Origin of the sequence: Streptomyces sp. NPDC019531 (genome assembly GCF_044903305.1) — a bacterium.
Lineage (GTDB): Bacteria > Actinomycetota > Actinomycetes > Streptomycetales > Streptomycetaceae > Streptomyces.
The window spans coordinates 127963-152289 of sequence record NZ_JBJDQL010000007.1; the positions used below are offsets into that span (position 1 = coordinate 127963).

Annotated in this window: 15 protein-coding genes and 1 pseudogene; 11 read left to right on the top strand and 5 right to left on the bottom strand. The window is 69.1% G+C overall.

The genetic code is table 11. The annotated features are described in order from the left end of the window. Positions 1 to 190: 190 nt before the first annotated feature. The 7 genes from ACI2L1_RS11635 (at position 191) to ACI2L1_RS11665 (ending at position 10449) form a co-directional block, all read left to right on the top strand. Entirely contained in the window at positions 191 to 1516 is a 1326-nt protein-coding gene (locus ACI2L1_RS11635; protein ID WP_404739127.1) for an ABC transporter substrate-binding protein, read from the top strand. 38 nt (positions 1517 to 1554) lie between these two features. Continuing rightward, positions 1555 to 2508: a carbohydrate ABC transporter permease gene (locus ACI2L1_RS11640; RefSeq protein WP_404739128.1), complete on the top strand. Its 954-nt coding sequence runs from the start codon at positions 1555 to 1557 to the stop codon at positions 2506 to 2508. Continuing rightward, positions 2505 to 3383 (top strand): carbohydrate ABC transporter permease, encoded by an 879-nt coding sequence (locus ACI2L1_RS11645; protein WP_404739129.1) that lies wholly within the window; start codon positions 2505 to 2507, stop codon positions 3381 to 3383. The genes ACI2L1_RS11640 and ACI2L1_RS11645 overlap by 4 nt, the downstream gene beginning before the upstream one ends. Positions 3384 to 3395: 12 nt before the next feature. Then, positions 3396 to 6791 (top strand): Tat pathway signal sequence domain protein, encoded by a 3396-nt coding sequence (locus tag ACI2L1_RS11650; protein ID WP_404739130.1) that lies wholly within the window; start codon positions 3396 to 3398, stop codon positions 6789 to 6791. 68 nt (positions 6792 to 6859) lie between these two features. Next, entirely contained in the window at positions 6860 to 8062 is a 1203-nt protein-coding gene (locus ACI2L1_RS11655; RefSeq protein ID WP_404739131.1) for an alginate lyase family protein, read from the top strand. Positions 8063 to 8080: 18 nt separating this feature from the next. Then, positions 8081 to 9667 carry a glycoside hydrolase family 43 protein gene (locus tag ACI2L1_RS11660; RefSeq protein WP_404739132.1) on the top strand — a complete coding sequence of 529 codons (1587 nt, stop codon included), beginning with the start codon at positions 8081 to 8083 and terminating at the stop codon, positions 9665 to 9667. Next, positions 9664 to 10449 carry an alpha/beta fold hydrolase gene (locus tag ACI2L1_RS11665; RefSeq protein WP_404739133.1) on the top strand — a complete coding sequence of 262 codons (786 nt, stop codon included), beginning with the start codon at positions 9664 to 9666 and terminating at the stop codon, positions 10447 to 10449. Before ACI2L1_RS11660 ends, ACI2L1_RS11665 begins: the two co-directional genes overlap by 4 nt. Before the next feature lie 28 nt (positions 10450 to 10477). On the opposite strand, the gene ACI2L1_RS11670 is transcribed toward ACI2L1_RS11665, so the two are convergent. Beyond that, positions 10478 to 11788 carry a hypothetical protein gene (locus ACI2L1_RS11670; RefSeq protein ID WP_404739134.1) on the bottom strand — a complete coding sequence of 437 codons (1311 nt, stop codon included), beginning with the start codon at positions 11786 to 11788 and terminating at the stop codon, positions 10478 to 10480. A gap of 349 nt (positions 11789 to 12137) precedes the next feature. Here ACI2L1_RS11670 and ACI2L1_RS11675 point away from each other — a divergent pair, with 349 nt between their 5' ends. The 4 genes from ACI2L1_RS11675 to ACI2L1_RS11690 all read left to right on the top strand — a co-directional run bounded on the left by ACI2L1_RS11675 (position 12138) and on the right by ACI2L1_RS11690 (position 17917). Beyond that, entirely contained in the window at positions 12138 to 13544 is a 1407-nt protein-coding gene (locus ACI2L1_RS11675; protein WP_404739135.1) for an alpha/beta hydrolase-fold protein, read from the top strand. A gap of 206 nt (positions 13545 to 13750) precedes the next feature. Continuing rightward, positions 13751 to 14896, top strand: coding sequence for a 4-hydroxyphenylpyruvate dioxygenase (hppD, locus tag ACI2L1_RS11680; RefSeq protein WP_404739136.1), 1146 nt, complete (start codon positions 13751 to 13753; stop codon positions 14894 to 14896). Between the two features lie 22 nt (positions 14897 to 14918). Further along, positions 14919 to 16898: an aminotransferase class I/II-fold pyridoxal phosphate-dependent enzyme gene (locus tag ACI2L1_RS11685; protein WP_404739137.1), complete on the top strand. Its 1980-nt coding sequence runs from the start codon at positions 14919 to 14921 to the stop codon at positions 16896 to 16898. 59 nt (positions 16899 to 16957) lie between these two features. Next, on the top strand, positions 16958 to 17917 hold the full coding sequence (locus ACI2L1_RS11690; protein WP_404739138.1) for an MBL fold metallo-hydrolase: 960 nt from the start codon (positions 16958 to 16960) through the stop codon (positions 17915 to 17917). A gap of 54 nt (positions 17918 to 17971) precedes the next feature. Here ACI2L1_RS11690 and ACI2L1_RS11695 read toward each other — a convergent pair whose 3' ends face one another. From ACI2L1_RS11695 to ACI2L1_RS11710, 4 genes and pseudogenes are all read right to left on the bottom strand, one after another. Next, on the bottom strand, positions 17972 to 19732 hold the full coding sequence (locus ACI2L1_RS11695) for an esterase (protein WP_404739139.1): 1761 nt from the start codon (positions 19730 to 19732) through the stop codon (positions 17972 to 17974). 230 nt (positions 19733 to 19962) lie between these two features. Beyond that, a pseudogene (locus tag ACI2L1_RS11700) lies at positions 19963 to 20334 on the bottom strand (aldehyde dehydrogenase family protein); the annotation flags it as partial. Between the two features lie 287 nt (positions 20335 to 20621). Next, positions 20622 to 22421 carry an ABC transporter ATP-binding protein gene (locus ACI2L1_RS11705; protein WP_404739140.1) on the bottom strand — a complete coding sequence of 600 codons (1800 nt, stop codon included), beginning with the start codon at positions 22419 to 22421 and terminating at the stop codon, positions 20622 to 20624. Next, complete coding sequence (locus tag ACI2L1_RS11710; protein ID WP_404739141.1) at positions 22418 to 24292, bottom strand: ATP-binding cassette domain-containing protein; 1875 nt, start codon at positions 24290 to 24292, stop codon at positions 22418 to 22420. The genes ACI2L1_RS11705 and ACI2L1_RS11710 overlap by 4 nt, the downstream gene beginning before the upstream one ends. Between the last annotated feature and the right edge of the window lie 35 nt (positions 24293 to 24327).

The following is a 24327-nucleotide window of genomic DNA, read 5'->3' on the forward strand; positions in this document are numbered from 1 at the left end:
TGTGGGTAACCTGCCAGCAAGCTCGACGAAACAAATGCCCCCTTCCCTCTTGCGGGGCGGACCCACAGCGTCCTACCGTCCACGGGAAACGGTTACTGCACCTTGTAGCCGTTGACCCTCTCTGCCCTGCCTTCAGCCGCCCGCGCCCTCTCCCCACCGCAGGCGCTGTCCCCCCTTTCCCGGAGGACCGATGAGCACCATCCGTACGAGAGCCCTCGCCGGCGCGGCCACTGCACTCTCGTTGTCCCTCGTTCTGAGCGCCTGCGGTGGCGGTGACGACACCGACTCGGCTGCCAAGACCACCAAGGGCAACGTCAAGCTGGAGTTCTGGAGCTGGACGGAGGGTATCCAGCAGCAGGTCGCGGTGTGGAACAAGGCGCACCCCGAGACCCAGGTGAAGTTCGTGAACGCGGCGGGCGACACCGTCTACCAGAAGCTGCGGGCCGCCGTGACGTCCGGCAACGCGCCCTGTCTGTCCAAGATGGACGGGATGAACCTGGCGAACTTCGCCGCCGACGGTCTTCTGACCGACATCACCAAGGTCGCCGCGGAGTACAAGTCCAGCTACACCGTCCCGGCCTGGAACGCGGTCAGCCCGGGTGGCGCCACCTACGGCATCCCCACCGGTTCCTCCCCGCTGTTCACCGCCTACCGCGCCGACCTCTTCGAGAAGTACGGCGTCAAGGCGCCCACCACCTGGGACGAGCTCATCGCCGCAGGCAAGGCCGTGCAGAAGAAGGACAAGAACGTCAAGGTCTTCAACATGGCGGGCGAGGACCCGAGCACGCTGGTCGACCTGTCCTGGCAGGCCGGTGCGCAGTGGTACGGGATCGACGGCGACCACTGGAAGATCGGCTTCACCTCGCCCGAGGCGCTCAAGGCGGGCGACATCGTCCAGCAGATGGTCGACAACAACCTCGCCTCCAACGCCTCGTACTCCGACCCGGGCGTCTTCAAGACCTGGGACCTCGGCAAGACGATCCTGATGACCACCTCCACCTGGCAGCTGCCGATCTACAACACCAACTTCCCCAAGTCCAAGGGCAAGTGGCAGCTGGCCGACGCTCCGGTCTTCGACACCGCCAAGCCGCAGACCTCCTCCAACTTCGACGTCACCGCCGTCCTCAAGGGCTGCAAGTACCCCGACCGCGCGGCCCAGTTCGCCGCCTGGCTGTCCAGCAGCAAGGAGTCGCTGACCGCGCTCACCGACCCCGCGTCCAAGTCGGGGCTCTTCCCGGCGGTCAAGGACGTCTCGCCGTACGTGGACAAGATCATCCCCACGGAGATGTTCAACGGGAAGTCGGACAGCGCGAAGGTCATCACCACCGCGGCCTCCCGAGTGGGCGACCAGTGGCAGTACGGCCCGGACTACGCCGCCATGTACGCCGAGATGCAGAAGCAGTGGGGCAAGGTCATGAAGAAGGAACTCACCGTGAAGGACATGCTGACGCACCTTCAGGAGTGGGTGCTGGCCGACCTGAAGAGCAAGGGCGTCAAGGCCGTCGCCTCCAGCTGACCGCCAACGCCCCCTGAGCGCACCTCACTGGAGACACCTTGTCCACCCTCACGCGACCGGCGAAGGTCGCAGACGACTCCCCGGCCCGGCGGACCTCCCCCCGCCGGGCCGGGAGGCGGGGATCCTACAAGGGCCTGCTGTTCATGCTGCCCTTCCTCATCGGCTTCCTCCTGACCTACGTCGTACCGATCGGCTACGCCTTCAGCCAGAGCATGCAGGAGAAGAAGAGCAGCGGGCTCGGCTTCGGCCCGACGAAGGTCGTCTTCACGGGCTTCGCGAACTTCGCGGCGGTCCTGTCCGACGGCACCTTCTGGACCGGGATGCTGCGCACCCTGCTCTTCGGCGCCGCGCAGATCACGGTCATGCTGGGCATCTCCCTGCTCCTTGCCCTGCTGCTCGACGGCGTCGCCGCCCGCGCGGTCCGCTTCTTCCGAGCCGGACTGCTCATCCCCTACGTCATCCCCGGCGTGGTCGCGACGCTGATCTGGCTGTTCCTCTACAGCCCGACGGCCAGCCCGATCATCGACATGGGCGACAAGGCGGGTCTGAGCGTCACCTTCTTCGGCGGCATCAACACCTACCTCTCCCTGGGCAACCTGCTCACCTGGCAGGGCATCGGCTTCAACATGATCCTGATCTCCGCCTCGCTCCAGGCACTGCCCCGCGAGCTGTACGAGGCCGCCCGCCTCGACGGTGCGAAGGAGTGGCGCATCGCCTGGTCGATCAAGGTGCCCAACATCACCGGCATCCTCGTCCTGACCGGAATGTTCTCCCTGATCGGCCGTCTCCAGCTGTTCACCGAGCCGCTGTTCCTGCGCTATGTCGCGCCGGAGTCCATCAGCACGGACTTCACTCCGATGCTGGAGATCTTCAACCGGGCGTTCAAGACCGGCGACTACCAGTACGCCGCCGCCGAGTCCCTGGTGCTGGCCGCCGTCACCGGCGTACTCGCCTTCGTCTTCTACCGCGTCACGAACAGGAAGGTGTCATGAGCAGCGCCCCGACCGCGGCCGCCAACGGCGGCGGAGCACGCCCGACCCGCCGCGCGGTGGCCCTCACCACCGGTCTGCTCATCATCTTCCTGCTCTACTCGCTGGCGCCCACCTGGTTCCTGCTGGTGGCGTCGACCAAGAACCAGACCGACCTGTACTCCACCTTCGGCCTGTGGTTCTCCTCGAACCACCTCGCCGACAACTTCCAGGCCATCTGGGAGTACCACGACGGGGTCTTCGGCCGCTGGATCGCCAACTCCGTCATGTACTCCACGATCGGTGCGGCCGGGTCGACGTTCATCTCGCTGGCCGCCGGCTACGGCCTCGCGAAGTTCGAGTTCCGGGGCAGGGGCGTCCTGTTCGGGGTCATCGTCGGCGCCTCGCTGCTGCCGAGCACCCTGCTGGCGTTCCCGCTCTACCTCGTCTTCGCGAACATCGGGCTCACCAACACCATGTGGTCGGTGCTGATCCCGTACTTCATCAACCCCTTCGGTGTGTACCTGGGCAAGGTCTACGCCGACACCTCGATGCCCACCGAGCTGATGGAAGCGGCCCGTCTCGACGGTGCCGGTGAGGCGCGGATCTTCTTCTCGGTCGCGCTCCGGCTGATGAGCACCGGCGGCATCACCATCTTCATGCTCGACTTCGTCAACATCTGGAACAACTTCTTCCTCCCCCTCTTCATGCTCAATGGCGAGCGCTCCTTCCCGGTCACCCTCGGCCTCTTCTCCTGGGTGCAGCAGGCGCAGAACTCCAACGACATGAACACCCTCGTCCTCACCGGGTCTCTGCTGTCGATCATTCCGCTGGCGGTCTTCATGTTCGCCCTCCAGAAGTACTGGCGCAGCGGAATCCTCATGGGCAGCCTCAAGTAAAGGAACAGCGCCGTGCCCAACGCACCCAGACGCCGTGAAGTACTGAAGTACGCCGGGGCCACCGGCGCCACCGCGACCGTCCTCGGCTGGTCGGCGGCCTCGCCGGCCGGTGCCGCGACGGCGGGGGACCAGACTGCAGCCCAGAGCCCCGCGCCGGGCCAGGCCCCGCTGGACACCATTGTCTTCGGTGACCAGCGCTCGGAGCAGGCCCATGGGCTGACCGCCACCCTCTCCGACACGGTCACCGGCGGCCTCGGCCAGAGCGCCCGCGTGCTCAACCCCGCCGACCCGGCCTCGTACTGGGGCGGCACCCTCACCTTCGACGTCAAGGTCAGTTCCACCGGCACCACCTATGTGACGGTGCGGCTCTGGGGCGACGACCACGACTCCTCCGCCACCGAGGCGTCCTTCGGCTCCAAGAACTGGCGGCTGCAGCTGTTCTGCGAGGGCCTTCAGGTCGGCTACCAGGACGAGGGCGCGGTCGACAGCCTCGACATCCTGGACACCTCGCCCCGCCTCCCGGGCCGGTTCTTCTTCCACACCCTGCCGCTGCCGGAGAAGCTGACCAAGGGCAAGAAGAAGGTCAGGCTGGAGATCCGCTCGATGGGCCGCATCTGGTCCTACGGCCAGAACCAGGCCCAGCTGTACTACAACCAGACCACGCCCTCGCGCGGCATCTACCGCCTCTACACCCACACCTGCCCCTACTTCGTCCCGCCCAAGGGCGAAGTCCAGGGCCCGGCCCCGGTGCCCGTGGCGCGTACCACCGGCGCGGAGGTGCTGGACGCCGTGAAGGCCCGCGTCCAGAAGGAGCAGGCCAACTACCTCACCAACGCGACCCCCGCCGCCATGGACGGCTGGGCGATGCAGTCGCTCGCCGAGGGCTATCTGTGGTCCGGCAGCCCGGCCTACCAGAAGGAGGCCGCCGTAGAGCGGGTCCTCCAGGCCATCGACGGCCGCTACATGGCCTGGCAGTCCGACGCGACCGTGCTCACCGGCTCCGACCAGCAGTGGCAGGGCTTCGGCCGGGTCGGCCTGTGCCTGGCCCTGCTCTGGGAGCACCTCGGCGACCGGCTCGACGCGAAGGTCACCGGCTCCCCGTACGAGATAGCCAACGCCGGCTTCGAGGACGGCGGCGACACGCCCACCTCCTGGACCATGCCCGGCTGGGCCTCCGGCGGTGGCGGCACCTGGGCTCGCGACACCACCGTCGCCCGCACCGGCTCCTCCTCCCTCAAGCTCACCGCCACCGCCGCCGACGGCTACAGCTACGTCTACTCCACCCCGCGAACCAAGGTCGGCTCGGGCACCTACACCTACGGCGCCTGGATCAAGACGGACGGCGTCACCGGCGAGGGCGCGCACATCGACCCGCTGTTCTTCGACGCGAGCGGCAATCTGGTCGGCAGCGACCACAAGAAGTACGCCGCCACCGGCACCCACGACTGGGAGTACGTCTCCCTCGACATCCCGACCCCCGACGGCGCCACCCAGATCGAGCTGCACCTGCGCCTGACCGGCCCCGGCAGCGCCTGGTTCGACTCCGTCACCCTCGTCAAGCCGACCGAGCTGCGCAACCCCGGCTTCGAGAGCGGCGGCGACACCCCCGACCAGTGGACCAAGCCCGGCTGGGCCCCCGACGGCACCTGGGCCCGCGACACCACCGTCGCCCACTCCGGCTCCTCCTCCCTCAAGCTCACCGCCACCGGCTCCGGCGGCTACAGCTACGTCCACGCCACCCCCAAGGTCCAGGTCGGCTCGGGCACCTACACCTACGGCGCCTGGATCAAGACGGACGGCGTCACCGGCGAGGGCGCGCACATCGACCCGCTGTTCTACGACGCGAGCGGCAGCCTGATCGGGGGCGACCACAAGAAGTACGCCGCCACCGGCACCCACGACTGGGAGTACGTCTCCCTCGACATCCCGACCCCCGACGGCGCCACCCAGGTCGAGTTCCACCTGCGCCTGGCGGGCCCCGGCAGCGCCTGGTTCGACGACATCGACCTCATCGCGCCGGCCACCGAGGCCGCCGAGCAGCCGGTGCGCCGGGCCGCGTACACGAAGATGCTGAAGAGCAGCCGCGACTACTGGCGTCAGCACTTCCCGCACTACTCCAACCAGTCCCAGATCTGCGCCATCGGCATCTACCAGGCCAACCGCGGCCTGCGCCTGCTCGACCCGGATCTCGCCCTGTCCGAGGACAAGGCCCGCGACTACCTCTACCAGTCGATCGGCATGGTCCCCTACCTCGGCCCCGAGGACGCGGACGGCAACCCCTCCAAGCCGCTGGGCGCCGACTACTACCAGGTCACCAGGGCCGGTCTGACCCGGGAGCTGGGCTACGTCGGCAGCTACGGCGAGGTGACCGACTGGCTGGTCATGATGTACGAGTCGGTGACCCGGGGCCACGGCGGCCAGGACGCCCCCGAGCTGCGCAAGCAGATGATCAAGATGGTCAAGGCGCGCGGCCGCTTCCGGGTCGTGGACGTGGACGGCGACAACGCCCGCGTCTCCCGCACCGAGACCGTCATCGGCTGGCGCAACGAGGTCTACCCGGGTGCGATCGCGTACGCCTCCCGTACTGCCTGGGACTCCAACCCGCTGATGTCCGCCGCCGTCTTCAAGGACCCCGACCTGGTCGGCTGGACCCAGGAGATGGTGGACGACGGTCAGCTCTGGCCTCAGCTCCAGCTGATCGCGACCTACGACTGGACCCGCGTCGGCCTCAACGCGCTGCGCCTGGTCTCCCGCGACTGGGACGACTACCACGCGCTGGCGTCCCGGCCCAACAGCGTGCCCACCGGCTGGGACGAGCCGGACTTCGTCTTCGCCGACGAGGACAACGGCGCCGTCGCGATCAAGCACGGCCGGGAACTGCTCTTCGCCTCCCTCTACTGGCGGGCCCGCCAGGGCGTCAACAACTACGCCCGTATCCACCACGTCACCCCCACCGACCAGCGCTCGGCGACGATCCGCCAGCACTCCGCGGGCACCACCGACGACACCTTCACCGCCCGCGACTGGATCCTGTGGGACTACGCCATCAACGACCCGGGCGCGAGCGGCCTCCCGCCCGGCGGCTTCCCCCCGCCCGGCGACACCCTCCACCAGTCCCAGGAGGGCGACGTCTACCACCTGGCCCCCGTGCCGGCCGACGTCCCCGACCCCGCCCTCGGCGTCCACTTCGACGGCGTCGAGACCATGCTCGTCGGCAGGGCCCCCTTCTACTACTGCGAGTACGGCGACTACCTGATCGCCATGAACACCAGCTCCGACAAGGTCTTCACCCTCCCGGCCCGGCAGGACTTCGGCCCCGCCCGCGACCTGGCCACCGGCAAGACCGTAGGCGCCGACGCGCGGCCCAAGGTCGGCCCGCGCAGCACCCTGGTCCTCCGCCGGATCTGACCGCCCGTCTGTATCCCGTACTTCCGTTCCGTCCACCGCACTCAGCGTCGAGTCGACAAGGAACCACCATGAGAGACTCCGAAGTCCCCTCCCCCGCCGACCCGTACGGTCCATCCGCCCCGCCCAGCCGGCGCCGCATGCTGAAGCTCACCGCGATCGGCGCCGGCGCGGCCGGCCTCGCGGGCGCCGCCGGGCTGGCCGGGGCGACCAGCGCCGCCGCCGTCACCTCGGGCCTGACCTCCCTGACCCACCCCGGGGTACTGCACAGCCTCACCGACCTCAACCGGATGCGGGACAAGGTCGCCGCCGGTGCCTCGCCCTGGATCGAGGGCTACAACGTCTTCGCGGCCGACTTCTTCTCGTCGTCCTCGTACGTCGTCGCGGGCGGCCGGGCCACCGTCACCCGCGGCACCAGCCCCGAGAGCGGCAACGCGGAACTCTGGTACGACTGCAACGCCGCGTACCAGAACGCCATCATGTGGTACATCACCGGCAACACCGCCCACGCCAACAAGGCGCTGGAGATCATCAAGTCCTGGACCAACGCCCTCCAGGTCATCAACGGCGCCGACGCCGAACTGGCCGCCGGAATCTACGGCGCCAAACTGGCCGCGGCCGTCGAGATCATGCACTACACCGGCCCGGCCGGCAGCTGGACGCAGTCCGAACTCGACGCCACCGTCGCGATGTTCCAGAACGTCTTCGTGCCGCTCATCAACATCTACGGCGACGGCGGCTACGGCCTGATGGGCATCAAGGGCATGATGCAGATCGCGGTCGCCTGCAACAACCTCACGCTGTTCAACGACGCGTACAACGCGTTCTACACCAACAGCTGCTGCGCCCTGACCAAGCTCATCCAGTCCGGCACCGGCCAGTGCTGCGAGTCCGGCCGCGACCAGGGCCACACCCAGCTGATCCTGGGAGCGCTCGCCGAGATCTGCGAGACCGGGTGGAAGCAGGGCCTCAACATGTACGGGGCGTCCAACTCGCTGCTGTTGTCCGGCTTCGAGTACACGGCGAAGTACAACCTCGGTGCCACCGTCCCGTACGACGCCACCTTCGGGCGGTGCAACTGGACCTGGTCGAGCCTCGGGACGGACGGGCGCGGCGCGTTCAAGCCCATCTACGAGATGGCGTACAACCACTACGTGAAGCGGGCCGGGAGAAACGCCTACTACACGACGGCCGTGGCCTCCAAGCTCCGGCCGGAGGGCGCGCCGACCCAGTGCGACCAGCCCGGCTTCGGCACCCTCCTGTTCTCACTCTGAGTTCCGAACGGACCCCACGTGATCCACAACCCCGTCCTGCGCGGCTTCGAACCCGACCCGGTGATCCTGCGTGTCGGCGACGACTTCTACATCGCCACCTCGACCTTCGAGTGGTACCCGGGCGTACGCATCCACCACTCCCGGGACCTGGTGAACTGGCGCGCGCTGGGCGGGGTTCTGGACAGCCGACACCTGCTCGACCTGACAGGAGTACCGGACTCCGGAGGCATCTGGGCGCCCGGACTGTCGTACGCGGACGGCCTGTTCCACCTGGTCTTCACCGTCGTCGACACCTACGCCGAGGGCTGGAAGGACCTGCCCAACTACGTGACCACGGCCCCGTCCGTCCAGGGCCCGTGGTCCGACCCGGTGCCCCTGCACGGCCGTGGCTTCGACGTCTCCCTCTTCCACGACGACGACGGCCGCAGCTGGCTGCTGAACATGCGCTTCGACTGGCGCCCGGACCGCGACATGTTCGCCGGGATCGAGCTCCAGGAGTACGACCGCGGGACGGGGAGCCTTCTGGGGGAACCGCGGACGATCTCCGTCGGCACCGCGGCGGGAGTCGCGGAAGGCCCGCACCTGTACAAGAAGGACGGCTGGTACTACCTCGTGCACGCCGAGGGCGGCACCGGCTACGAGCACGGAGCGGCCGTCGCCCGCTCCCGCGACCTGTTCGGCCCGTACCAACCCGACCCGGCTGGACCGTTGCTGACGTCCCGTCACGACCCGTCGCTGGAACTGCAGAAGGCCGGCCACTGCTCTCTCGTGCGGACATCGACGGACGAGTGGTACGCCGCCCACATCACCGCCCGCCCCTATGCCGAGCGCGGTCGGTGTGTGCTGGGCCGGGAGACCGCGCTGCAGCCGGTCACCTGGACCGAGGACGGCTGGCCCCGCATCAAGGGCGGGGTGCCCGCGGTCACCGTGCCCGCCCCCGCGCTCGCCGCCGCCCCGGTGCCGCCGGAGCCCGTCACCGACCGCTTCGACGGCCTCGGACCGCAGTGGTCCACCCTGCGCCGACCGCCCACCCCGGACTGGATCGAAGCCGCGCCGGGACGCCTGCGCCTGCACGGCGGTCAGTCACCCGTCGGCCGCCGGGCCCCCAGCCTGGTCGCCCGCCGGGTCACCGCATCGCGGTGCACCTTCGAGACCCGGCTGACGTTCCTCCCCCGCACCTCCGACCACCTGGCCGGACTGACGGCGTACTACAACACCCGCAACTGGCACTATCTGTACGTGACCGCAGAGGACGACGGATCGCCGGTGCTCACCGCCCTGAGCTGCGCGGCCGGAGAGCTCACCGCGCACCCGGTGCGGATCCCGCTCCGGCCCGGCCTCCCCGTCGTGCTGCGCGCCGAACTGGACGGCCCCGCCCTGCGGTTCTCCTACTCCTGCGACGACGACGAGACCGGCCCACACTCCCTGCCGCTCGACCTCGACGCCACCGTCCTGTCGGACGAGCACGCCGACGAGTTCCACGACGGGCAACTGCGTGTCCTCGGCTTCACCGGCGCGATGCTGGGCCTGTGGGCGCAGGACCTGGACGGCACCGGGGTGCACGCCGACTTCGCGTACGCCACGTACCAGGAGGACCACGCGTGATCGACCTCGGACGCATCCGCCTGTTCTGCACGACCCTGGGACCCGCCGACTCCCCCGCCCTGCTGCTGGTGCACGGCTGGGGCGGCGACGGCCGGGAATGGTCGGTGCACGCCGAGGCGCTGGCCGACCGGTTCCGGGTGATCGTCCCCGACCTGCGCGGCCACGGCCGCTCCCAAGTGCCGGGGACGGGCAACGCACCGGTGGAGATGGCGCACGACCTGGCCGCGCTGATCGAAACGCTCGACTGCGGCCCGGTGGTGGCCGTCGGCCACTCCATGGGCGGTCAGGTGGTCAACCTGCTCGCCGTACGGCACCCGGAACTCGTCCGGTCGGTCGTCGCCCTCGACCCGGCCCACGGCGCGCACGGCACCGAAGTGGACGGGATTCCGGGGCGATTGGCGGACTACCGGGAGCACGGGTCACGTGCGGCGGCCGAGTTCGTCGCCGGAGCGTTCTCCGACCAGGCCCCGACCGGGCTGCGCACCGCACACGTCCGCACCATCCTCGGCACCCCGGACCACGTCATCTCCCAGGCCTACGCGGGCATGTACACCGATCCGGAAGCGGTCGGCATCCGCCCGCACAGCGAGGCGTACCTGCGCCGCCGCACCCAGCCGGCACTGACGGTGTGGACGGAGGCGGAGGCCGCCTCCTGGGAGAGAAGCACCCTGCACGTGGCCGGCTCACGTGTGGAGCACTGGCCGGGCATCGGGCACTACCTGCACGAGGAGCGACCCGAGGACACCGTCCGGCTCATCGAGGAATGGGCGGACACCGAGTGACAGCCGCTCGGGCCGGCACTCGGCGGGCTCAGCCGCGCAGTGAGTGCAGAAGGTCGCCGATCTTCGCCGCCACGGTCTCGGCCGCGCCCTGGGCGTAGGACGAGTCCATCGCCTCGTAGGTGATCCGGGCGTAACTCCGGGCCTCGGCCATGTTCTTCGCCCCGCCCTCGAACATCGACATCACGGCGGTGTGCGGGAACGGCGAGTGCTTCTTGATGCCCAGCGCCGTGTCGGTGGACAGCTCCGGTGAGACTCCGACGAACACGCCGTCACCGACCTGGAGCACCCAGATCGGCACGTCGGCCGTGCCGGTGGGCGTGAAGTCGTACGACGTCGTCGGCCCCGTGGGATGACCGGACGCCGTCGTCTGCACCGTGACGCTGCTCTTGAGGAAGCGCAGCGCCGAACTCCCGCTCCCGCCAGCCGTCTTGACGGTTTCGCTGACCCGCACGGCCTCGGTGCCCAGCCGTTCGCCCTGCACGGTCAGCAGCAGCCAGCCCGCTTCCTGGGCGTCGACCTGGGACCAGTTCCGGTCCTTGTCGATGGTGTAGCGCTTGGAGCGGAACGCCGGGGACTGGTCGCCGCAGGAGCCCACGAGGAAGAACCCGACGACATCGCCGTCGTACTGCTTCTCCAGGTGCTGCACGGCGGCGCCCGCGAGGTCGGCCGTGATCGGCAGGTCGCCGTTGGCCATGACCGACTCCATCATGACCGAGGACTGGACGCTGTAGTTCATGAGGACGGCGATCGGGTTGCCGTCCTGGTCGTCGATGCGGGTGACGCCGACGCTCTTGTCGGAGGTGCCCGTCTCGCCGGTGCCCAGCCACCAGCCGTCCGCCGTACGGACGTCCCGGTTGACGTTCACGTCGCACGTGCCGGTCCCGTAGCCGACCCGGGCGGAGCGCAGGCCCTTCACGGCGGCCGCGATCGCGGTCGAGGTGGCCTGCGTGATCTGCTGGACGTACTGCGCGGCTCCTGCGCTGCTGGAGGCCGCCTGCACATGCGGGGCGGAGAACGTGTGCGTGACCGTGACCATGATGTCGGCCGTCGCCACGCCGGCCTCCTTCGAGATGACCGACCGCATCGCGGCGATCGCCTCGGCGCTGATCGACGTCAGGTCCAGCACGGCGAGGACGACACGGCGCGATCCGCTCTCCAGCAGGAGGGTCCGTACGTAGAGGTCGTCGTGGACGGTGGTGAAGTTGTCGAGCGGCAGCAGGGAGTCCGGGATGCCGATCGCGGCCCGGCCTGCCCCCGCCTTCAGGCCCGTCGCGGCCGCACGTGCCTCTGCCGCCGACGCCTGAGCGGCGGAGCCGACGCCGAGCGTCGCGGCCGTCACGGCCGCCGCGACGGAACCGTTGAGGAATGACCTTCGATGCAGTGAGCTGTCCCTCCGATTTCCCTCGTCCTCATTCTCACCCACGGAAATCCGATCTTTATCCCGCATGTTTTTCCCATTTCGAGTGACGACGGCATGACGGAAAACACAAAACGCGAGGACCGTGACATCGGCCCCGGCGAGCGTCAACAGGCGCCGCATGCCACCTAAGGTTGCGCATCGCGACACCCCGCCATGACCAGGAAACCTCTGCACCAGCTGTGAACGAGGGGCTTTTTTCTCATGAAATTCAAGAGGTCGCCGGATACCTTGCGGCAACGACTCATCCCCCACGAAGGAGTTGGAATTGGTGGACAGGCGAACCTTCATTGCCGGATCTGCGGCGGCAGGCGGCGTGGCCATGCTGGGCAGCGTGGCCTACGGCGCGACCGCCGATCAAAACGAGACAGATTCGGGAAACGAGAACACCGGTGAGATCACCGCGATCACGAAGGTGTTCGGCGACGGCCAGAAGCTCGTAGCGGTCGCGGTCGAGTACGACAGCGACATCGACGACTCCGCGCTGTCGACGACCACGTTCGCGGTCACCGGGCGCACCGTCACCAAGGTCTACGCGAACAGGAAGGCCGCTCTGGCCGACCGGGGCAGGGACGGTCGCTTTGTGATCGTCGAGCTCTCGCCCGACGACGAGGCGGCCGCGCTGTGGGTGACCCAGCAGGGCTCGGGCGGCTCGGGCGGCGGTTCCTCCGCCTCGCCGAGCCCGACGAGCAGCGCCTCCGGTGGTTCGGGCGACACCGGCGGCGGTGTCGGCGCGGGCGGGCCGAAGGTCGGCGACAGCACGCCGGGCGGGACCATCGTCGCGGCCAAGGCCACGCTGACCCAGAAGGGCACCGTCACCACCACCCGCGGTACCCGCTACCCGGCGAGCGACGCCACGCTGACCACCAGCTCGGTGGTGAACCTGATCGTCGACGACTTCAAGCAGTTCACGTACGACGACCCCGACACCGGGCAGACCCTCAGGTACAACCTGTTCGTGCCGAAGAACTACGACCCGCGCAAGCGCTACCCGCTGGTGCTGTTCATGCACGACGCGAGCGTGGTCAACGTCGCGACGGAAGGTCCGCTGGTGCAGGGTCTCGGCGCCGTGTGCTGGGCCAGTGACGCGGACCAGGCCCGGCACGAGTCCTTCGTCCTGGCGCCCGAGTACGGCTCGGTCGTGGTCGACGACACCTACGTGCCGTCGACCCTGTTCGACGCCACCGCGAACCTCGTCGAGGCGGTGACGAAGAAGTACAGCATCGACCCCAAGCGGCGCTACACGACCGGTCAGTCGATGGGCGCGATGATGTCGCTGGGCCTGAACATCAAGTACCCCGACCTTTTCGCGGCGGCGTACATCGTCGCCGGGCAGTGGCCCTCGGACGTGGCCGCGCCGCTCGCCGACAAGAAGCTGTGGATCGTCGTCTCCCAGGACGACGACAAGGCCTACTCCGGCGAGACCGCCATCACCCAGGTCATCACGGCCGAGGGCACGAAGGTCGGCACCGCGGTGTGGGACGGCCAGTCCACCGCCGCTCAGTTCGCGGCGGACGTCCGCACCCTGGAGAAGCAGAAGGCCCCGGTCAACTTCGCCTCCTTCCAGACCGGCACGACCGTCGAGTCCGGCTCCTCCACCAGCGCGCACATGGGAACGTGGCGCATCGCCTACACGATCCCGGGCATCCGCGACTGGATCATGCGGCAGTCGATGTAGAACGTGGCGGGGGCCGGCGCGGGGGGCGCGGGCGAACAGGGCCACGGGATCTCCTCGGTCCGGCGGGATCAGGAGGTCGGCACACCGTAGGGATTTGGTGCGGTCTTCCCCCTCGCCATTGGTCCGGGCCGTCGGCCGGGGCGCTGCCTAGCTTCGGAGGACCACCCGATCCGGCCCGCTCCCCGCGGCGTTCACAGGAGTCGCCCATGTCCGAAGCGGCAACCGACCGCCAGCCCCTGCTCGGCTACCACCACCTGCGCTACCACGTCGGCAACGCCAAGCAGGCGGCCCACTACTACCGCACCGCCTTCGGGTTCACCCCGATCGCCTGCTCCGGGCCGGAGACCGGCAACCGGGAGAGCTCCTCGTGGGTGATGGCCCAGGGCGACGTCCGTCTGGTGCTGACCGCGGGACTGCTGCCCGGTCACCGGGTCACCGACCAGCACCACCGGCACGGCGACGGAGTGCGCGACATCTCCTTCGCCGTGCCCGACGTCGACGCCGCGTTCGCGTACGCGCTGGCCGGCGGCGCCAAGCCGGTGACCGAGCCGTACGAGATCGGCGACGACCGCGGCACGGCACGGATGGCGACCGTCGCCTCCTACGGCGACACCGTCCACACCTTCGTCGACGCCTCCGGCTGCACCGGTCCCTTCCTGCCCGGCTTCCGCGCGGTCGGCGACACCGGAAAGCCCGATGGCCTCAGGCCCCTGTGGACCGTCCCCCCTGGCCGGAGCATCGGCATCACCGGCATCGACCACATCGTGTGCAACGTGCCCCTGCACGAGATGGACGTGTGGACCGAGTTCTACCAGCGGGTCCTCGGGCTGACCCAGCTGGTCCACTACGACGACGAGAGCGTCGGCCCCCAGTACACCTCCATGATGAGCAAGGTCGTCTGGGACGGTACGGGCAAGATCAAGCTCAACGTCAACGAGCCCGCGCAGGGCAAGTCCCTCTCCCAGATCCAGGAGTACCTGAACTACTACGGCACCTCCGGGGTCCAGCACATCGCCTTCGCCACCGACGACATCGCCACGACCGTGACCCGGATGCGCGAGGGCGGCGTGCGGTTCATGCGCGTACCGGACACCTACTACGACGAGGTCCGCGAGCGCGCCGACGTCGACGCCCTGGGCCTTGACCTGACGGCCCTCGCCGAGCTGGACGTCCTCTTCGACCAGGACGAGGACGGCCACCTGCTCCAGTTGTTCACCGAGCCCGCCCAGGACCGGCCCACCCTCTTCTACGAGATCATCGAGCGGCACGGCACCCGCGGCTTCGGGATCACCAACTTCAAGGCCCTCTTCCAGGCCATCGAGCGCGAGCAGGCGGCCCGCGGGAACCTGTGAGCCGGGGTTGGTAACGTCCCTCATGGCCTTCGATCAGACCGCCCGGAGATCCGAACTGCTGCTGGCCATGGACCCCGCCGACAGCACCCCCATGCACACCCAGCTGGAGCGGGCTCTGCGGGAGGCCATCCGCAGCGGCCGGTTCACGCACGGCACCCGGCTGCCCGCCTCCCGGACCCTGGCCACCGAACTGGGCTGCTCACGCTGGGTGGTCGTCGAGGCATACCAGCAACTCGCCGCCGAGGGCTTCCTGCGCACCAGGGCCGGTGGCGGCACGGTGGTCGTCGTGCCGCAGACCGAGCCCGGCGGCACCACGCCGGTTCGCACCGCACCGGCGCCTCCGCCGCTCCTGGCCGACTTCGAACCCGGACTGCCGGACCTCGCCGCGTTCCCCCGCAGCACATGGCTGCGCGCGCTGCGGGACACCGTGCGCAGCCTGCCGCCGCACCACCTGGACTACGGCGCGGACGCCGGCGTGCCCCAGCTGTGCCAGGTCCTGGCCGAGCACCTGGCTCGCACCCGCGGCGTGCGCACGAGCCCGGAGGGCGTGATCGTGAGCGCGGGCGTCACCCACGGCCTGACCCTGCTGTGCGAAGTTCTGCGCGACCAGGGGCATCGCCGGGTCGCCGTAGAGGACCCGGGCTGGCCCCGCCTGGGCCTGGCCGTGCGCCGGGCCGGGCCGGAACCGGTCCAGGTCCCCGTCGACGACGAGGGGCTCGACGTCGACGCGCTGAAGCGTACGGGCGCCCGCGCGGTCCTCGTCTCGCCCGCGCACCAGTTCCCGACGGGCGTGGTGCTCTCCCCGGCCAGACGCTCCGCCCTGCTGGACTGGGCCGCCGCGTGCGACGGCGTGATCCTGGAGGACGACTACGACGCCGAATACCGCTACGACCGCAAACCCGTGGCCGCGCTCCAGAGTCAGGCACCCGACCACGTCGCCTACCTGGGCACGGTCAGCAAGACCCTGGGCCCCGGAGTGCGACTCGGCTGGCTCGTGCCCCCGCCCGCGCTGCGCCGCGGCGTACTGCGGCTGCGCGAGTACGGCGACCCCGTCCCCGCCACCGTCGACCAGCTGGCCCTGGCCCACCTCGTCGACTCCGGCACCCTGGACCGGCACCTGCGCCGCACCCGCGTCGACTACCTCGCCCGCCGGAACACCCTGCGTACCGCCCTGACGGCACACCTGCCCGACGCCCGCATCCAGGGCGTGGACGCCGGCCTGCATCTCACCGTCCCACCTCCCCGAGGGCACCGACGAAACGGCTCTGGTCCGGCGAGCACGCGAGCACGGTGTACTGATCACCGCGCTGGGCGACTACCACAGCGGGCCGCCCGCCCGGCCGGGACTGGTCATCGGCTACGGCAAGGTCCGCCGCAGGCAGATCGCCCCGGGCATCAGCGCGCTCGCGCGGGCCCACCAAGCCGTACGCCGCACACGGCCCTGACACCAGGCACCCGCGCACCGCGATGGTCCGGTCCGCCGGTCGTGGCTTGGTCAGGTCCGCGTGCCCCGTCGATGCCTAGCCTCGCAGTGGCAGGGCATTCCCGCGCACGTCATCCCGTCCCTGCATCGTCACATCGTCTGGAGCTGGTCATGCCATCGAAGCCGCATGCGGTCAGCGCACCCGACCTGGCCTCCGCCCCGGCCGCCCGCTTCTTCTACAACCACGGTGTCCGCCACGGCCGGCAGCTGTGGATCTCCGGCCAGGTGTCCATGGACGCCGATGGCGCGGTCGTGGGAGCGGGTGACATCACCCGGCAGGCCGAGCAGGTCTTCGCCAACCTCGCCGCCGTACTGCGCGCCGCGGGCGGCGATCTGTCCCATGTGGTGTCCACCACCACCTACGTCACCGACCGCGACCTGTTGCCGCCCGTCAACGAGGTCCGCGGCCGTTGTCTGACCTCCGCCCCGGCCCCCACCAGCACCCTGCTGGTCGTGGCCGGCCTGGCCCGGCCCGACTTCCTGCTGGAGATCAGCGCGGTCGCCGTCCTGCCCGACTGACGGCACCGCCCGCATCGCCCCTTCGCCCCGGCCCCTCTTCCGAAGAGCAGGAGACCCTCATGAGCAAGACGTTCGCGTCCGCCGACGACCTGTCGGAGAAGAAGCAGACACTGGAAGTCCTCGCCGACGGCGTCTACGCCCTGACCGCCGAGGGCGACCCGAACGTCGGCGCCGTCGAGGGCGAGGACTTCGTCGTCTGTTTCGACGCCCTCGCCACCCCGGTCGCGGCCCGGGAGTGGCTGTCACGGCTGCGCGAGCACACCGACAAGCCGGTCAAGTACCTCGTCCTCTCCCACTACCACGCCGTACGGGTCCTGGGCGCGAGCGCCTTCGACGCGCAGGTGATCATCGCCCATGACCGCACACGCGACCTGATCGCCGAACGGGGCCGACAGGACTGGGAGTCCGAGTACGGGCGCATGCCGCGCCTGTTCAGGGAACCCGACTCGATTCCGGGGCTCACCCGGCCCACACAGACCTTCCGCGACCGGGTGACCGTCGACCTCGGCGGCGACCGGGGCGACCTGGTCCTTGAGCATGTGGGGCGCGGCCACACCGAGGGCGACATCGTCGCCTGGCTGCCCGAACAGAAGATCCTGTTCGCAGGGGACCTCGTCGAGGCACAGGCCGCGCTCTACACCGGAGACGCGTTCCACCGCGAGTGGGCCACCGGCACCCTCGACCGCGTCGCCGACCACGGTGCGGAACTCCTCGTCGGCGGCCGGGGCGCGGTGGCCCGCGGACGCACGGAGGTCGAGGCGGCCATCGCCCAGACCCGGCACTTCCTCACGGTCCTGCTCACCGAGGTCGGCGCAGTCCAGCAGCGCGGCGGCACGCTCAGGGAAGCCTTCCAGGCCACCCACGCGGCGCTCGTCGACCGCTACGGCGGCTGGCCCATCTTCGAGCACTGCCTGCCCTTCCACGTCTCCCGCGCCTGGGACGAACTCGCCGGCATCGAACGCCCGTTGATCTGGACGGCCGAACGCGACCGCGAGGTCTGGGCCGCGCTCCAGGGCTGACCGCCCCGGGCGGACGCACGAGGAACCGATGGGCTGCGCCGACCTGACCGGTGATCACTTCTTGACGACGGACTCCACCCAGCTGATGAAGTTGGTCGTCGCGTCACCCGTGCGCTCGGCCTGTGTGTGCGCCTTGGCCCACACCGTGGCGAAGTCGACGTCGCGGATGCCGTAGTTCTGCAGGGCCAACTGAAGGTTGATCTCAGTGGTGTTGGCCGTGTCGCCCTGCATGATGCCGGTGCGGATGCGCCAGTGCCGCGCCACCTGCGACCGGCGATAGCCGGCGAAGGCGGGCGAGAGGAAGTACAGCGGGTTGTACGCGTCGGCCCGCCAGGCCATGTCCTTGCCGACGCTGTCCTTCTTGGCGAAGTCGCTGTCGTACGCGGAGGCACCGTAGCCGGAGTCCCAGTCGGAATACGTGGCGTACGTCGCCTCGTTCACCTTGATGACGTCACGGGAGAGCGGCACGAAGTGCGACGGAGCGTTGAGCCCCATCGCGAAGACGCTGTTCTCGCCCTGCCCGCGGGAGTACCCGTCGAACGCGCCGACCGGCTTGTTCGCGTTCTTCTGGCTGTTGACGAAGCCTTCGAGGCCCGACACCGTCACGGTGTTGGAGGTGGCGTCGTAGCTCACCCAGGTGCTCTCGGTGTTGAGGTAGGCGATGTAGTCGGCGACCGTCTGGTACGTGGTCGAGGTCCCCGTCTGGCCCGATCCGGGCGGCCCGCCCTGCGTGGTGATGGTGTACGGGAAGGTGTTGTCGGAGAGGAAGTTGTTCAGCGAGGTGGTGATCACCTTGATCAAGTGGTCGTAGTAGCTGCCCGCCAGGTGGATACCGCTGCTGGACTCGGTCAGCTTCAGGCGCCTGCCCTGCTCGTCGCGCAGCCCCAGACGGTTGAGGTACTTGGGCCAGGCCTTCGCGAGGTCCGTCGAGTAGGCGCTGGTCCAGGTGCCGGACGCGCGCGTGCCGGTCGAGGCGAACTGGCCCATGTTCCACTCGTAGGACAGGTTGGCCTCCTGCAGGTTGGTGATCGGGCACCAGGCCATGACACCGGCGACCGCGTCGCTGAGGGGCCGGCCCTGGGCGTCCTCCATCGCTGCGCCGAGCGAGCGCAGGTACGGGAAGTACAGGGTGCTGTCACCGGACGTGCCCGCCACGGTGTCCTGGGCGCCGCCGCCGCTCATGCCGAACAGGACGATGTCGTCCGTGCTGCCGGGCAGGACGCTCCGGTTGTACCGCAGGAACCGGATCGCGGCCTTGAGGTCGGTCACGCCCCAGGGGGCCGCGTCGTTGCGGGTGCTGGTCGAGCTGTCCTTGCCGCGCATGCCCGGCCACACGTAGATGTGCCCGGCCGCGAGGTACTGCGACACACTGCTGTAGCTGTAGGACGTGGCCGGCTTCTGCGCGGCGTAGCCGGGGGTGTTGACCGGGATCACGATCGGCGCCGTGCGTCCCGAGTAGGCGCCCACAGTGCCCTTCGGGTTGACCTTCGCGGTGTACGTGGTCCCGTCGCTGTTCGCGGTGGCCGTCAGATAGGCCCCCGGCACATAGATCGACAGGTTCTCGTAGTCCGTCGCGGCCGGGTTCGCGACGTACACCTTCCCGATCTGGTAGTACACGTCGTTGGTCGCGTCGTACGACCAGGCGGTGGAATCGAACTCCAGCGAATACGCCGAGGACGTGGACGCGCTCGACGAGCCGCTCGCCGCCGAGGTACCGGCAAAAGCCGTCCCTGCCGTGCCCTCAGCAACTCCCAACGCGGCCAGCGCCGCGACGCCCGTGGCGCTCCGGATAACGGTTCTGCGGTTGATGTCCACCCGTAGGCCTCCATGTGCAGTGGGTCATGTGGTCACAGCCGTGCCTGCGTTCGAGTCCCAGACTGTAGGCCTGGAGGGTGAGCTGGAGGCCAGAATTGTTAACAATTTTGATGATTGTTTTGTTAGAACCTCTTCGCAAGGTGACGCAGTTCATCGGTGAAGCCGGAGAGAGCGGATGTGCCGGAGGCGTTCGAGGTGGCCGACCCCCACGCCTTCGCCCCGATCAGCGGCTAGCGGTGGCGGGTGATGGACTTGTGCTCGACGTAGCCGGTGAGACCGAAGCTGATCGGGGAACCGTTGAGGGTGACGGTTCCGGTGCGGAGCCGGCGGGCGAGGGCGAGTGCGCGTTCGGGGGTGGCGGCCCAGATGCCGCCGGACAGGCCGTACTCGGAATCGTTGGCGATCCGGACGGCGTCATCCTCGTCGTCGTAGGCGATGACGACCAGGACGGGTCCGAAGATCTCCTCCTGCGCGGTGCGCATGCCGTTGTCGACGTCGGCGAAGAGGGTGGGAGTGACGTAATTACCCGTCTCCAGGCCTTCAGCCGCCCCCGGGCCTCCGCACGCCGGGAGCCGCCTTCGGGATTCGAACCCGAGACCTACGCATTACGGGACCGTGAACGTTCGTGCTGCCTGATGCCCACTCATGCTACTGAGTGACGTTCTGCCTGATCAGAGCGTATGCGACTGGCTGGTCTGTGCTACCTCGTATTGCGTCGCCCAAAGGCGTCCGGCCACCGACTGGCCACCGGCTGGGCTGCTGACGACAAGAATCAAGACACCCGCCGCTCAGCGCCAGCCGGACCTTCCCGCCCGCCGACTTCAGCCCGAACGGCGCACGCTCCGACTCGAGCGGTGTCGAGGCAGGTTGGACAGGCCGTCGCCTCGTCTCAGGCAGGGCTTTGGTGGTAGGCGTCCTTCTGGAGCCGGTACATCTCCGCGTACACCCCACCGGTTTCCACCAGGGCGTTGTGCGCGCCCTCCTCGACGACCGTGCCGTCCCGCAGCACCACGATCTTGTCGGCCATGCGCACGGTGGAGTACCGGTGCGATACCACCACGGTGATGGTGCCGTACCGCTCGCCCAGTTCCCTGGCGAGGGTGACATGACGCTGGAACACCTCGTACTCGCTGGGCGCGTCGAGGGAAGCGGTGGGCTCGTCCAGGATCATCAGCGCGGGCGCTTCGCGCATGCAGGCCCGGCCCAGCGCCGTCTTCTGCCACTGTCCCAAGGACAGCTGTACGCCGCCCTCGTAGAGGTTGCCTAGAGTGGTGGCGAGCCCGTCCGGCAGTTTCGACGGCAGTGTCTCGCCGCCCGCATGGGCCAGGGCCCGGCCGATGCGCTGCTCGTCGTCACGATGCGGCAGATCCCCGATGCCGACGGTCTCGCCGAGCTTCGTCTCGTACTTGACGAAGTCCTGGAAGGCGCAGGTGATCCGGGACCGCCACTCCTCCGGCTCGAACCGGGACAGGTCGTGGCCGTCCAGGGTGATCCGCCCTCCCGTCGGCTCGTACATCTGAGTGAGCAGCTTGACCAGCGAGGTCTTGCCGGAACCGTGCGCACCCACCAGGGCCACCATGGAGCCGGCGGACAGCCGCAGATCCACTTGGCGCAACACCTCCCGGGTGGTCCCCGGATAGCTGAACGAGACCCTCTCCAGCACGATCCCGTTCGTCGGCTGTGCCGGGACCGGCTGCGGGTTCCTGATCGGCTCCGGGGCACCCACGCGTCCCATCACCCACACGTAGGCCCGGTACGGGTGAAGGGCCTGCATCACCTGTCGTGTGCCGACCACGATGCTGCTGACCAGGTCCTGCTGCTGGCGGGCAACGGTCATCATGAGGATGGCGTCCCCCGCCGTGGCGTTGCCCCTGACCACTTCGTGGACCGTCCAGGCGAGGCCGCCGAGGAAGCCGGCCAGGAAGATCACCCAGCCGAAGGTCAGTAGCATCGCCGCCTGCCAGCGGGCCCGTTGCTGAATGCGGACGGCTTCGTTCCAACGCCGCTGGTACTCGTCGAGCAGCGGGCTGCCCGCTTCGGTGACCCGCAACTCCGCTCCCCACACCGGGTCGAAGACGTTGCCCAGCAGACCGGTGGCGGTGCGATCGGCCTCCATGGACGCCTGCTTGGCGGCGGCCAGGCGGCGTTGCCCGATCTGGTTGAGCCAGACGGTGGGGATGGCGAGCGGGGCGATGAGCAGCAGCATCGGGGAGACGGCGGAAAGCACCAGAAGGCTGGCCGCTACCGAGATCACGGTGGCGGTGGCCTGGGCGACCATCCAGACGAAGCCGGACAGATCCTGCAGTCCACCGCGCCACGCGGTGTCGAGCCGGTCAAGGCTCTCCGGGTCCTCCAGATGGGCGACGGTGGGAGTGGCGGCCGTGGCGGTCAGGAGGCGTTCGCCGAGCACATGGCCGACGCGTTCCCTGACGTTCATGACGAGCAGATCGCGGACGCCGAAGGCCGCCCCTCCGAGCGCGTAGGCCGCCGCGGCGACGCCGGCCGCGGCCAAAGCGGCTCCGAACGCCCCGGCAAGAGCGCTGTCGGTCAAGGACTTCAGGGCGAGCGCGGTGGCCAGCGGACCGGCGATGCCCAGGAGCAGCAGAGCTGGGATCAACAGGCAGCGGACTGGGGCGAGCCGCCAGGTCAGCACGATGATCTCGGCCCACAGCGGTCTGCGGCGCTTCAAGGGGCGGCCTCCTCGGTGGCATGCGGTGTGCGGTGCGGCTCGGTCAGGTACTGGCTGGCCTGCATGTGGAACATCTCCGCATAGTCCAGCCCGTCGGCGATCAGCGCGTCGTGGGTTCCGCACTCGGTGACCCGGCCGTCACTGATCACCGCGATCCGGTCCGCAAGACGTACGGTGGACAGCCGGTGCGAGACGAGGATCACCGTCGCACCTCGGGCTGCGGCGATCACGTGCCGGAACACCTCGAATTCGGCCTCGACATCGAGGTGGGCGGTGGGCTCGTCCAGGACCAGAATCCGCCGGCCGGCCCGTAGCGCGAAGACCGCCCGGCCCAGGGCCACCCGCTGCCACTGACCACCGGAGAGTTCGGCGCCGCCGGTGTGCAGCCGGGACAGCGGCGTGTCCCAGCCGCCGGGGAGGTCCGCGACGAGATCGTCCAGCTTCAACTCAGGGGCAACGCGCTCGAAGAACGCGGTGTCTTGGAGCCGTTCCGGGGCGCCCATCACGATGTTCTGGCGCAGCGAGAGGTCGTAGTGCACGAACCCCTGGAAGACCACGGCGAGATTGCGCCGCCACTCGGCGGACGGGATGCTGGCCACGTCGATTCCGTCGGCCGTGATCCGGCCGAGCACCGGATCGTGGAGGCGGGCCAGCAGCTTGGCCGAGGTGGTCTTACCCACCCCGTTGACGCCCACGATGGCGAGCACTTCGCCCGGGCTTATCTCCAGGTCCATGCCCTGCAGTACGGGGCGTTCCAGCCCGCCGTAGCCGAAGTGGACGTCTTCGAAGCGGACGAGCGGAGGCGTGGCGCGCGGAGCGAGGGGGACCGGTGACGGTCGCTGCTCCGGGGCTGCGGAGGTCACCGCGCGCCAGGAGGTGTCCAGGCCCAGTTCCCCGCGCAGCTCACGGGCGGCCAGCAGGGCGGGACGGCCGTAGGCGACCGAGAAGCCCTCGAAACCCAGGGAGCCAATGGTGGTGGCGGCCCACAGGGCCGTCACGTACGAGGCAAGCGTTCTTGGATCCTGCGCTGCATCCTTGACCAGCAGCAGTCCGAGAAGCCCGACGAAAATGGCAGCCGAGTCGGTCAGCACCACCTGCCAGTTGCCGACGATGGTCCTTGTCCTGGCCTGCCAGACCGGCGCCATGACTGTGTGTGCCTCAGCGTTGTAGCGGCCGACCGCCCAGGGGAGGAGTCCGAAGACCCGGGTCTCCTTGGCGGCCTCAGGTCCGCTGAGCAGGCTTCCCCAGTACATGGACCGACGCATCTGTCCGAAGGAGCGCAGCCAGACCCAGTTCATCCCGACGAACAGCCGTTCCGAGGCCGTACGCGAGAGGATCAGGAGGACAGTCACCACGACCGCCGCCCAGAGTGACACCTGGGCGAGAATCACGGCGCTGCCGAATCCCGAGGCCATCCGGAAGACCAGGGTCAGCTGGGCGCAGGCGGCGAAGCCTGGGGTGGCACCGCCCAGATCTGTGGTGGCGGTGGAGAAGCTGTCGCTGAGCTGTTTGTCCTCAAGGTGGCCGATGCCGGTAGGGGTAAGGGCCAGTACGGCGACCGACCGGCGGAAGGCACCGTCGATGCTGCTCACGGCCAGCCGGAACACCGGCTCGACGACGAGCCCGCTCAACTGCTGCACCAGCAGCACCACGCCCAGCACGGCGACCGCGGTCAGCGGCCCTCGCAGTTCGTCGCCGAAGGCGCTGGTGGCCCGACCCACCACCTCGGCCGAGGTGAGCGTGACCGCGAGGGGAGCGAGGGCCTGGACCAGTCGCATCAGGACCAGGACCGCCAGCAGCGGCCTGGGGAGCAGCCGCAGCAGCCCCAATGGTGCGGCCCAGTCCCGGAGTCCGGAAACAACACGTTGCACGAGAAGGGCTTCCCTCTTTTCAGCGGAATGAAGCA

Excerpts from the sequence above, each read along its gene's own strand:
- ACI2L1_RS11635 (WP_404739127.1), top strand. The coding sequence starts at position 191 with ATGAGCACCATCCGTACGAGAGCCCTCGCCGGCGCGGCCACTGCACTC.
- hppD (WP_404739136.1), top strand. The coding sequence starts at position 13,751 with ATGTCCGAAGCGGCAACCGACCGCCAGCCCCTGCTCGGCTACCACCAC.
- ACI2L1_RS11685 (WP_404739137.1), top strand. The coding sequence starts at position 14,919 with ATGGCCTTCGATCAGACCGCCCGGAGATCCGAACTGCTGCTGGCCATG.
- ACI2L1_RS11655 (WP_404739131.1), top strand. The coding sequence starts at position 6,860 with ATGAGAGACTCCGAAGTCCCCTCCCCCGCCGACCCGTACGGTCCATCC.
- ACI2L1_RS11645 (WP_404739129.1), top strand. The coding sequence starts at position 2,505 with ATGAGCAGCGCCCCGACCGCGGCCGCCAACGGCGGCGGAGCACGCCCG.
- ACI2L1_RS11690 (WP_404739138.1), top strand. The coding sequence starts at position 16,958 with ATGAGCAAGACGTTCGCGTCCGCCGACGACCTGTCGGAGAAGAAGCAG.